This window comes from Salmonella sp. SA15303 (genome assembly GCF_029962125.1).
In the GTDB taxonomy this organism is placed as follows: domain Bacteria; phylum Pseudomonadota; class Gammaproteobacteria; order Enterobacterales; family Enterobacteriaceae; genus Salmonella; species Salmonella enterica.
The window spans coordinates 1-10,047 of sequence record NZ_CP123927.1 but is presented as its reverse complement, the minus strand read 5'-3'; the positions used below and the strand labels follow the sequence as shown (position 1 = coordinate 10,047).

General features: G+C 50.6%; 9 protein-coding genes and 5 pseudogenes. 6 read left to right on the top strand and 8 right to left on the bottom strand.

The window, feature by feature from the left end:
* Window positions 1-12 precede the first annotated feature (12 nt).
* From QEN31_RS25330 to QEN31_RS25320, 3 genes and pseudogenes are all read left to right on the top strand, one after another.
* Complete coding sequence (locus QEN31_RS25330; RefSeq protein ID WP_012477564.1) at window positions 13-603, top strand: plasmid pRiA4b ORF-3 family protein; 591 nt, start codon at window positions 13-15, stop codon at window positions 601-603.
* 136 nt (window positions 604-739) lie between these two features.
* Complete coding sequence (locus tag QEN31_RS25325) at window positions 740-1,312, top strand: recombinase family protein (RefSeq protein ID WP_001493762.1); 573 nt, start codon at window positions 740-742, stop codon at window positions 1,310-1,312.
* Between the two features lie 36 nt (window positions 1,313-1,348).
* Window positions 1,349-1,954 (top strand): annotated as a pseudogene (locus QEN31_RS25320) (ISKra4-like element ISKpn19 family transposase); the annotation flags it as partial.
* Here the strand turns inward: QEN31_RS25320 and QEN31_RS25315 are convergent.
* From QEN31_RS25315 to QEN31_RS25295, 5 genes and pseudogenes are all read right to left on the bottom strand, one after another.
* Window positions 1,882-3,258, bottom strand: coding sequence for a sensor domain-containing diguanylate cyclase (locus tag QEN31_RS25315; RefSeq protein WP_080196049.1), 1,377 nt, complete (start codon window positions 3,256-3,258; stop codon window positions 1,882-1,884). The pseudogene QEN31_RS25320 and the gene QEN31_RS25315 overlap by 73 nt on opposite strands.
* Before the next feature lie 305 nt (window positions 3,259-3,563).
* Window positions 3,564-3,779: an MbeD family mobilization/exclusion protein gene (locus tag QEN31_RS25310; RefSeq protein ID WP_000137421.1), complete on the bottom strand. Its 216-nt coding sequence runs from the start codon at window positions 3,777-3,779 to the stop codon at window positions 3,564-3,566.
* Between the two features lie 3 nt (window positions 3,780-3,782).
* Complete coding sequence (locus QEN31_RS25305) at window positions 3,783-4,268, bottom strand: MbeB family mobilization protein (RefSeq protein ID WP_012482081.1); 486 nt, start codon at window positions 4,266-4,268, stop codon at window positions 3,783-3,785.
* A 370-nt stretch (window positions 4,269-4,638) separates the two neighbouring features.
* Window positions 4,639-4,956: pseudogene (locus tag QEN31_RS25525) on the bottom strand (plasmid mobilization relaxase MbeA); the annotation flags it as partial.
* Complete coding sequence (locus tag QEN31_RS25295; RefSeq protein ID WP_015059464.1) at window positions 4,946-5,269, bottom strand: MobC family plasmid mobilization relaxosome protein; 324 nt, start codon at window positions 5,267-5,269, stop codon at window positions 4,946-4,948. The gene QEN31_RS25295 and the pseudogene QEN31_RS25525, both read right to left, overlap by 11 nt.
* A 649-nt stretch (window positions 5,270-5,918) precedes the next feature.
* On the opposite strand from QEN31_RS25295, the gene QEN31_RS25290 reads away from it, so the two are divergent.
* Window positions 5,919-6,077, top strand: a complete 159-nt coding sequence (locus QEN31_RS25290; protein WP_001658417.1) for a hypothetical protein — start codon at window positions 5,919-5,921, stop codon at window positions 6,075-6,077.
* Window positions 6,078-6,319: 242 nt separating this feature from the next.
* Here QEN31_RS25290 and QEN31_RS25285 read toward each other — a convergent pair.
* Both QEN31_RS25285 and QEN31_RS25280 read right to left on the bottom strand, forming a co-directional pair.
* Window positions 6,320-6,595, bottom strand: a pseudogene (locus tag QEN31_RS25285) (GGDEF domain-containing protein); the annotation flags it as partial.
* A 15-nt stretch (window positions 6,596-6,610) separates the two neighbouring features.
* Window positions 6,611-7,641: pseudogene (locus QEN31_RS25280) on the bottom strand (IS3 family transposase); the annotation flags it as partial.
* A 394-nt stretch (window positions 7,642-8,035) separates the two neighbouring features.
* On the opposite strand from QEN31_RS25280, the gene QEN31_RS25275 reads away from it, so the two are divergent.
* Window positions 8,036-8,692, top strand: a complete 657-nt coding sequence (locus QEN31_RS25275) for a quinolone resistance pentapeptide repeat protein QnrS1 (RefSeq protein WP_001516695.1) — start codon at window positions 8,036-8,038, stop codon at window positions 8,690-8,692.
* A gap of 318 nt (window positions 8,693-9,010) precedes the next feature.
* Here QEN31_RS25275 and QEN31_RS25270 read toward each other — a convergent pair whose 3' ends face one another.
* Window positions 9,011-9,625: a recombinase family protein gene (locus QEN31_RS25270; RefSeq protein WP_014839983.1), complete on the bottom strand. Its 615-nt coding sequence runs from the start codon at window positions 9,623-9,625 to the stop codon at window positions 9,011-9,013.
* 161 nt (window positions 9,626-9,786) lie between these two features.
* Between QEN31_RS25270 and QEN31_RS25265 the strand changes: the two are divergent.
* Window positions 9,787-9,969: pseudogene (locus QEN31_RS25265) on the top strand (DUF4158 domain-containing protein); the annotation flags it as partial.
* Window positions 9,970-10,047 lie beyond the last annotated feature (78 nt).

Sequence of the window (10,047 nt, the reverse complement as noted above, 5' to 3'; positions counted from 1 at the left end):
TACCTGCTGACTATGAAGATCTACGTCATCAAAATAGCAGTTCATGGAGTCAGTCCGATGGTCTGGCGTCGGCTGAGAATTGCTGCCGACACGTCACTGGCCGCGCTTCACTTCATTTTCCAGATAGTGCAGGGCTGGGGGGACGACCATCTCCATCAATTTCACATTTATGGCAAAGATTACGGTATCTCCTACGAAGGAGGCATCGGTTTTGTCGATAATCCGTTCCGGGTCGTGATTGATGATTTTGCTTTTGATGCTGGCGATCGCTTTACCTATGAATACAATTTCTTTGAGCACTGGCTTCATGACATTCGTGTTGAGGCCATTTATGAAAACTCTACGCTGAAAGCGCCGTTTTGTATAAGCGGCCATGGTATGCCCGGAGCCACAGCTGCGGATGAGTTCGATAAAACCCTGGCGTTTCTTGAAGCTATCGTTAATGCGGATGATGAAACAACGGTCGGCGAGATCCGCCCTTTTGCTGACGACCTGGATGCTGTCAGGTTCAACCGCCACAAAATCAACCGGCAACTGAGCAGGCTCGACCTTGCATCTCCGGTACTGGAGCCTGAAGTTATCTGGCTGGGCCGTCGTCGCTGACTGATGTCTATAAAGGTATACGTTTTCAGCATGCCTCTCAGATCCCCGAAAAAATGTCTATAAACCTCCCTAAATCAGTGTTTATGGATTATTCTTTAAATCTCTATGATGTTTAAAGACCTTCCGGAGGTTTTGCGTGCAATATGCCTACATCAGGGTAAGCTCGGCCGATCAGAATACGGCCCGTCAGGAAGAGGCATTGTCAAAGGCGGGTTTTCAGCCTGATAAAATTTGTGTTGAGCATGCCAGCGCGAAGGACACAAACCGCCCGGGGTTACAGGAACTCCTGGGGCAATTACGCCCTGGTGATACGCTTCTGGTTCATTCCATCGATCGCCTTTGCCGGAATATGTCGGATATGTGCGCTGTCACCACCCGGCTTCGTGACCAGGGCGTTACCCTTATTTTTCTGAAAGAGCAGCTGACGTTCAGCGCCGGCACAAACAATCCGATGCAGGAACTGCAGCTGCACATGATGTCGGCATTCAGCCAGTTTGAACGAGCCTTACTGAAGGAAAGGCAGGCCGACGGCATCGCCGCGAAAAAAGCACGGGGTGAAAAAACAGGGCGCCCCGGCGCCGATATCAAAAAGATCCAGGAAATTGACGCACTCAGAAGCAGAGGGGTCAGGCTCAGGATCGCCTGCGACCATGCGGGCCTTGGCGTTTCCACATATTATAAGCTTCGTCACCAGATGAACAACCAGTAGCCGGGAGATAGTCATCCACCACAGCAGGAGGCAATGATGCAACTGACGCTCCAGATAGTCATCACCGATGAATCAGGCTCCAGTCGAACGGAGGAACTGATGACAATCCAGAAATCAGGGGAGACCCGGAACGACATCGGATTATCGGTGTCAGAATCCAAGCTGTTGCTGAATACGGTCCAGCAGTCGGTGGTCCAGCTGCAGGCAGACGAATATACTCAACACCATATCCGGTGCCCTCACTGCCTTGCTGCGCGCAGAATCAAAGGCAAACAGAAAATACGGTACCGGACGCTGTTTGGCGTTATTCCGGTATCCGGGCTTCGGGTGTACCGGTGCCGTTGTGAAGAGAGTGATACAAAGACAGTCAGTTTGCTCAGCGACTGGGCCGGCGATTATTCTCACCCGGCACTGAAATATATTGAAACCCGCTGGGCCTCGATGATCTCCTATGAAATGACGACTCGTCTGCTGAAAGATATTCTGCCGGTGGGCCACAGCCTGAATGCCTCAACGGTGAGGAATCATTTATGCCAGGTGGCGCAGCGTCTTGACGCTGAGGCTGAAGCTCATTCAGGTTTTCTTTCCGGCTGCCCCCGCGACTGGGGGAACCTGCCCAGGCCAGGAAAACCGCAATTAATAACCTGAGCCAAAGTAACAAGAACCTCATCTCCGACCCCATGCCCGAAGTTATCATTTATTTTTTTAAAAAAATCAACATCAATAGCAATAACTGAAGCCCCTGAACCCTGCTTGTGATTTTGTATTTTATTTGAAAACCCCAGTCTGTTGTTCACGCCGGTTAGGGGATCTTTAAGCGCCACCTCATTTAGAGAATCAACTCTTTCTATCATTATCTTAATATGCGTAAAAAGTGCCTTTTTTAGTCGGTCGGCTTCGACATACCAAGCATTGATACCTTTAATATCAACTAGCGAACCCCCTATATCTTTAGCATTGGTAGATATAGCAAGCTTTTCTAAAGGAATTGAAATACGGGAAGCAATGAAATATGAAAAAAGTGAAAATGTAATAACTATTACAATTAGCAGAACAAGTACACTCTTAGCATAAGTAATAAGAATAGTAGTCACGCTGTCAGCGTGACTATAAACCAACACACTCCAAGCAGTATTTTTCATATGAGCATAACCAAGAAGATATTTATTCCCCGAAGAAAAAAAGATACCCTCACCTCTCTCAGACGAAGTTAACTTCGATTTCAAATTATCATCCATAACCATTGGTCGACCAACAGCACTGTTATCGTTATTAAAGATCACATTTCCATCATCACTAACAATGCTAATTTCAGTGTCGCTTTTGAAAAAATGCCTGCTCAAAACGTCGCTAAATAAACTCTGTTCCTTTAGATATATAGACCCGCCGACATACCCTATATAATTACTATTCTTATCATAAATAGGATGTGACAAAAAAATAATCAAATTCCCAGAAGCTGATTTGTAAGGTGCCGATATAAATGGTTTTTTAGCCTCAATCGCCAACTTACTGGCACTTGAATTCAAGTGAACTCCAACTAAACCAAGTGATTCTGGCGAAGTCGCCAGAACAACAGCACCATCACTAACAACAAGAACTGAATTAAACATACCAGACTGCAATCTTAACCTATCCGCCTCATTTTTAAGTGAGTCAATATCATTAGTTGACTCTATTTTTTTTGCGCCATACGCCAATTCACGTTGAGCAATTTCAATATAATTACTCATTACATCTGACATTTTCATAGCGTACGATGAATTAGCATCAAGCAAGTCTTTTTCTATATTTTCGCGTTTAAAAACCATAATAACGACAATCAGAAAAATAGAAGTCAACAAAATACCACCAACGGACAAGGTTATGACTATCGGACGAAGGTGAGGCTTTTTAATTCTCATAAAAATACACTCTATATAATTAAAAAATTCCACATTTACCATAACATCCCTTGCCCGCACCGCCCCGGACGGGTTCGGCGCGAATGCGGCGTCAGCCCGGTAAAACCGGCAGTAAACTCCCCGCTAAACCGCGCTTTTTGAGCCAGATAAATTTCCCCAAGATGCATAGCCATGCAGCCGGGGGGATGGCACCGCCTTTCGGCGGGGATCTGCGCCGAAAGACCCGTTTTATCCGGTTTGTTACAGCGACGGACCGTTGTACGTCCGCTGGCGCTGCGATCGTTCCAGCTCCAGCGCTTTCCGGTGCTGCGCCGCCCGTTCCTGCTCCCGGTGCGCCTCGATACCATTCAGCCTTGCGACAACCGGCGCAGCTGCTCGCTCAAACTCTGCACCTGCCTGCTCAAGCCCGTGACGCGCTCGCTCAGCGCCGCGTTCTCCCGTTGCATAAGACCAGACATCGTCCGCCATTCCGCGAAGGCGTTCTCCCACTCGTCCAGCCTTTTCGAGTAGTCCTGCTGTAGCTGCTCTAATGCGCTCAGCAACTGTTTTTCCAGCTCCGTCATGTGCTATTTCCCCGCCAGTATCATCCAGCTCGAATCCTCTCCGAACCGTCCCGCTTCCGGGTTCACCCTCACGCAGCTGCGTCTCTGCTCGCCGCAGGTCGAGAGCTGCACGCCGCTGTTCCGCTCGGACAGCATCGCCTGCGTGCTCTTCTGCTCCCGGATGGTCGTGTAATTGTCGAGTATCTGCTGACTCTGCCACCACAGAATGCCCGCGCTCGATGCGATCAGCAGGACGGAAACCAGGACGATGGTCAGCCACGTCTGGCTGACCATACGCACCATGCCTTTCGTGCGCTGGCTCATGGCTGAGGACAGCTTCCGGTCGTGGTCGAGGATGGCGGCGCTGATTCTCTTCTCGCTTTCGTTCAGTTCCGCTCTGACAGACTGCTCGTGCTCGCTGAATGCGGCTTTCAGCATCTCGCCGGTACTCTGCTGCTGCGCTTTCGATTTCTGCTCTAAGTCCTTCGCCAGCGTTAAAAGACTGCTCATAGATGGCTCCCTTTAGTCGGATGTTTCGCCCCCCGTCCGGGTCGGCAATGCTGATACTGCTTTTCGTGGTGCGTACCACCTCAAAACCCGCGTTTTCCAGCGCCTCAGTAACGTCCTGACGGGTTTTCAGCTCCCCGGACGAGGCTAAGGCCAGCAAACCCCGGGTGATCGCCTGAGCTGCCTCCTGCTTCGTTTCCGGCAGCGCGGACGGCGTGACCAGCGCCCGCCGGTTTTCCGGCGCATTCGGGTCGTGCAGCCCCAGCCTGCCGTTCACGATGGTCTGCCAGGCATCGATGCGCGGACGGTCAGCGCGGTCGTAATACGGCTGGAGCCTTTTGCCGGTCAGCAGCTCCGTGTTCGGGATCAGGAAGTTCAGCTCCAGCCGCCCCTTGTCCTGGTGCTCCACCCACAGCACGCTGTACTGGTCTTTATCGAGTCCGGGCATCAGAACACGCTCGAAGCTCGCCATCAGTTTTTCACGCTGACCGGGCGGTAAGTCCTGTTCGGCAAACGACAGCACCCCGGAGGTGTACTTTTTGGCGTAGGGCGAGGCGTCGATTAGCTCCCGGACTTCCTCCGGTTTACCCTGCAGAACGCTGGCGCCGTCGCGCTTGCGGTCATTACCCAGCAGATAATCCACCGGACCGGCACCGCCGCCGCGCCCTCGTGGGTGAAATTTAACGATCATCGTCAGCCCCCTTTTCCAGCACAGCGTGCCGCAGGCGCTCAAGTCCGGCATCAATGGCCATCAGCGCAGCGACAATCTGTACGCGATCATGTCCGGTACCACCACCGGCGTTAACCTGCCGGGCAATCTGATTGAGGTTGTTTCCCATACCGGCAAGTTGACGAAGCAACGCCGGCGAGATCGACGGAAGTTTGGCGGCACGAGCAGGTTTCTCGTCGAGACACGTCTGCCGCATCCAGGCCGCGAGCTGCTTACCGTCGCAGCGATCCAGCAGACGCCGGTGCTCGTCTTCAGTTACCCATATCGTGAGCATTTTGCTGCGTTTGTCTGCCAATCCGGCCTCCTGATAACGCCGGGACGGACGGGGAATTATTTCCCGGTCGGCGCGGTGTTGGACAAGCCGCAGGCGCGTCAGTGCCTTTTAGCGGGTTTCGGGGCGCAGCCCTGAACCAGTCACGTAGCGCTAGCGGAGTGTATACTGGCTTAAAATGTAACATCGCAGAAACATCAAGCATAGCTGCCACATAAAGCAGGTGAAAAATGAGATTCGTATGCGTCAGCAGAAGATGCACTGCCGGAGAAATGCCGCTTCCTCGCTCACTGACTCGCTCCGCTCGGTCGTTCGGCTGCGGCGAGCGGTACCGGCTTACGGGCGGGGCGGAAATTTCCTGGAAGATGCTAGGAAGAAACTTAACAGGGAAGCGATAAGGCCACGGCAGAGCCGTTTTTCCATAGGCTCCGCCCCCCTGACAAGCATCACAGAATCTGACGCTCAAATCAGTGGTGGCGAAACCCGACAGGACTATAAAGATCCCAGGCGTTTCCCCCTGGTAGCTCCCTCGTGCGCTCTCCTGTTCCTGCCTTTCGGTTTACCGGTGTCATTCCGCTGTTATGGCCGCGTTTGTCTCATTCCACGCCTGACACTCAGTTCCGGGTAGGCAGTTCGCTCCAAGCTGGACTGTATGCACGAACCCCCCGTTCAGTCCGACTGCTGCGCCTCCTCCGGTAACTTTCAACTTGATTCCAACCCGGAAAGGCACGACAAAGCGCCACTGGCAGCAGCCATTGGTAACTGGGAATTAGTGGATTTAGATATCGAGAGTCTTGAAGTGGTGGCCTGACTACGGCTACACTGAAAGGACAGTATTTGGTATCTGCGCTCCACTAAAGCCAGTTACCTTCGGAAGAAAGTGTTGGTAGCTCTTAATTCCGGCAAACGAACCACCGTTGGTAGCGGTGGTTTTTTTGTTTACAGGGCATGAGCTTACGACGACATCGAAGGGATAACAAGAGGATCCGCTTCTTGAACCCTTTTCCCCACAAAAAAACGCCACACTAGCGCGTAAAGCGTCATCAAAAAAACTCAAATAGCGCTATATACAATCACTTTATTACGCCCCTCTCCCTTGGCTTGATAAAGAGCATCATCAGCATTTTTCAGCAAAAAATCGATCCCACCAAGAGGATCCTCTTGTGTTGCCACACCAGCAGAGACGGTGACCCGCAAGTTATTAGGGAAAACAGTACTTTCAATAACACTCCTAATACGCTCCGCAACACACTCCGCTGTTACCACAGATGTATTCGGCAGAAAAACAACAAACTCTTCTCCACCAAACCGACAAACAATATCTTCACTACGGCAGCAAGAATTATCCGGTTTCGGCATGATGCTGATGTAGTCCCGTTTTATCGTCATCACGAAGCTTTCTGCTATGCCATTGCTTTCCGGGCTTCGCACTGCTGTCGTACAAGGCTCCAGTCCCAGCAACCGGGCGAACGCCGGCACTGTTGGCAACTGCCTTCCGAAGCGTTTTTCCACCGCACCCAGCATGACATCCTGCACCGTTTCTTTGTCATAGCCTCCGGTGCTCGCTGCCCAATCAATGATCTCCCTGTCGCAGCAGTCCTGCGCGAAGGTCACCCGCAGCTTTTCGCCATTATCACAGCGGAACTCAAAGCCATCTGAGCACCAGCGCCGGTTACTTTCCGCTACTGCTACGCGCCCCTTATGGGCCCGCTTACGGCAAGGATCAGCGGGTTTACGTTCAAGAAGCAGATTATGCGTTCTCATAATGCGATACACCCGCTTTGCATTAACCACAGGCAGGCCGTCCCGCTCCGACTCCCGTCGCAGCAGCGCCCACACACGGCGATAACCATACGTCGGCAGGTCAGCCACCGCCATGTTTATCCGGGACAATACGGTGGTATCGTCAGAACGGGGCTGCCGTCTGCGATCCTGTCAGTCAGATGGCCGGTGAACCCGAATGCTCAACTGCGCACGCGACACGCCAAGACTTCTGCAAACGTCGCTTATTCGTCGTTCCCAGGCAACGAGGGCGCATGCGCAATCCATTTTTTTGCCCGGCCGAACTCCACGGCCTCTTTGAGTATCTCGGCTTCCATCGTCTTTTTGCCCAGAAGGCGCTGGAGTTCGCGAATTTGCTTATTGGCGGCAGCGAGTTCGGAGGCCGGCACCACTTCCTCGCCCGATGCAACAGCCGTCAGTGAACCGTCTTAATATTGCTTGCGCCATTTGAATATCTGGTTTGCATTGATGCCATGCAGGCGCGCGACATGAGACACGGTCATACCGGGCTCCATAGTCTGCTGAATAATGGCAATTTTTTCCTGCGGTGTACGACGCCGACGCCGCTCAGGTCCTGATAACACTTCAACCATCTTATCGTTCTGACTGGTATTAAACATAGTTCCAAGACTACCTCTTATTTTAAGAGAGTCGAAGTGTCTGGTGATCTATGGGGCCAGTCTAGCCCTCTTCCAAGTGTAGGGAGATATAGTCAAAGTTTGCTTCTCCGCCGATGAGTCCGCCCTGCGTCGGATAGTCCGATTTTTTACCGGCGAAGCACGGCTCTCCTAACCCTATCTAAAGCGAATAACTTTTTTCAACAGGGCCGCGTGCCAATGCAAGAGCGATAGGCGCTCTACGCGCCAATTTGACCACTTAAAACAGGTAAATTGAGGGGTTGTAATGTGTTGATGTAACAGGCTTTTATTTTAATGTCTTGGCATATGTATAATGGTAGTCTAGCCCTCCTTTCAACAAGGAGTACTCATGGAAACCTACAATCATACATATCGGCACCACAACTTTTCACATAAAGACTTAAGTGATCTCACCTTCACCGCTTGCACATTCATTCGCAGCGACTTTCGACGTGCTAACTTGCGTGATACGACATTCGTCAACTGCAAGTTCATTGAACAGGGTGATATCGAAGGCTGCCACTTTGATGTCGCAGATCTTCGTGATGCAAGTTTCCAACAATGCCAACTTGCGATGGCAAACTTCAGTAATGCCAATTGCTACGGTATAGAGTTCCGTGCGTGTGATTTAAAAGGTGCCAACTTTTCCCGAACAAACTTTGCCCATCAAGTGAGTAATCGTATGTACTTTTGCTCAGCATTTATTTCTGGATGTAATCTTTCCTATGCCAATATGGAGAGGGTTTGTTTAGAAAAATGTGAGTTGTTTGAAAATCGCTGGATAGGAACGAACCTAGCGGGTGCATCACTGAAAGAGTCAGACTTAAGTCGAGGTGTTTTTTCCGAAGATGTCTGGGGGCAATTTAGCCTACAGGGTGCCAATTTATGCCACGCCGAACTCGACGGTTTAGATCCCCGCAAAGTCGATACATCAGGTATCAAAATTGCAGCCTGGCAGCAAGAACTGATTCTCGAAGCACTGGGTATTGTTGTTTATCCTGACTAATTGCTTTGATGTGTGATTTTAAACGCTCAAATTTATAAAACGAATAATATTGTCAACCTTGCAATAATAGACATAGGGACAACCATGTATAAATTTTTACCCTCAGGCGTCTTCACAATAGAGCCATATAGCAGTGGGTCACTTAGTGGGCTTAATTTTTCCATTAAAGATAATATTAATATTGCTCAGTATAAAACATCATATGGTAGCCCATCTTGGCAAGTAAACATAAGGCTGCCATTTATAAGGCACTGTTGCAAAAATGTGGAGGTGATAGGGGTACTACGCCGGAACCCCAGATTTTTCCGTCCGTTCAAATTATCCACGGTTGAACAGCTTGATCCCGTCCGCCCGCAGTTGACCAACAGGGGAAATATGCCTGTACAAAGTTTGCCGGGTTATCCCAAGTTCCTGGCATAGCGTACTGACCTTTGTTTCTGATTGTCCCATTGATGCCATTGCCAGTCGCAGTTTGACTGGCGTCATTTTATAAGGTCGGCCGCCGTTCCGCCCACGGGCTCTTGCTGATGCCAGACCTGCAGTCGTTCTTTCAGCAATCAGTTCGCGCTCAAACTCCGCCAGTGCGGCAAAGATACCGAAGACAAGCTTGCCAGCGGCCGTTGTTGTGTCGATAGTCGCCCCGTGACCGGTCAGCACTTTCAGACCGGTCCCCCTCGCGGTCAGGTCGTGCACTGTATTAATGAGATGACGAAGATCACGACCGAGGCGGTCCAGCTTCCATACGACCAGCGTGTCTCCGGGTCGTAGTGCTTTCAGACAGGCTGTAAGTCCAGGACGCTCTTCTCGTTTGCCCGATGCCCGGTCCTCATAAAAATGTGCGGCATCAACACCTGCGGCGATCAGTGCATCACGTTGTAAATCATTCGTCTGCGAACCATCAGCTTTTGACATCCGAATATATCCGATGAACATATTTCCTCTGTCACATATACGTTCGATTATGTGACATTCTGATTTGGGTACCATAATCTGTCAACGGTAGTCACATTACCCGTAATTTAAATTATGACACGTAAAGGTTCTATGTTAATGATAATGTGACAAGCGCGTTTAAATAGGCATAAGGATCAGAGATGCCTACTAAAAATAAGCTCCTCAGTATTCTTTCGGACGCCGAGCAGGAAGCGCTCTATGGTCTACCTGATTTCGATGATGCACAGCGGCTGGAGTTTCTGGCGCTGAATGGATATGAACTGGCGCTGGCCTGCAGTCGCCGGGGGCTTCACGCTCAAATTTATTGCATCATCCAGATCGGAGAGCATGAAAAACCTCGGGGCAGCCATCGAATGATGCCATCTACAGGGGTTAAAATAACCACCATCATTTCATAACAA

Excerpts from the sequence above, each read along its gene's own strand:
- QEN31_RS25295 (WP_015059464.1), bottom strand. The coding sequence starts at position 5,269 with ATGCTCACGATATGGGTAACTGAAGACGAGCACCGGCGTCTGCTGGAT.
- QEN31_RS25305 (WP_012482081.1), bottom strand. The coding sequence starts at position 4,268 with ATGAGCAGTCTTTTAACGCTGGCGAAGGACTTAGAGCAGAAATCGAAA.
- QEN31_RS25275 (WP_001516695.1), top strand. The coding sequence starts at position 8,036 with ATGGAAACCTACAATCATACATATCGGCACCACAACTTTTCACATAAA.
- QEN31_RS25310 (WP_000137421.1), bottom strand. The coding sequence starts at position 3,779 with ATGACGGAGCTGGAAAAACAGTTGCTGAGCGCATTAGAGCAGCTACAG.
- QEN31_RS25270 (WP_014839983.1), bottom strand. The coding sequence starts at position 9,625 with ATGTTCATCGGATATATTCGGATGTCAAAAGCTGATGGTTCGCAGACG.
- QEN31_RS25330 (WP_012477564.1), top strand. The coding sequence starts at position 13 with ATGAAGATCTACGTCATCAAAATAGCAGTTCATGGAGTCAGTCCGATG.
- QEN31_RS25315 (WP_080196049.1), bottom strand. The coding sequence starts at position 3,258 with ATGGTAAATGTGGAATTTTTTAATTATATAGAGTGTATTTTTATGAGA.
- QEN31_RS25290 (WP_001658417.1), top strand. The coding sequence starts at position 5,919 with ATGCACGAACCCCCCGTTCAGTCCGACTGCTGCGCCTCCTCCGGTAAC.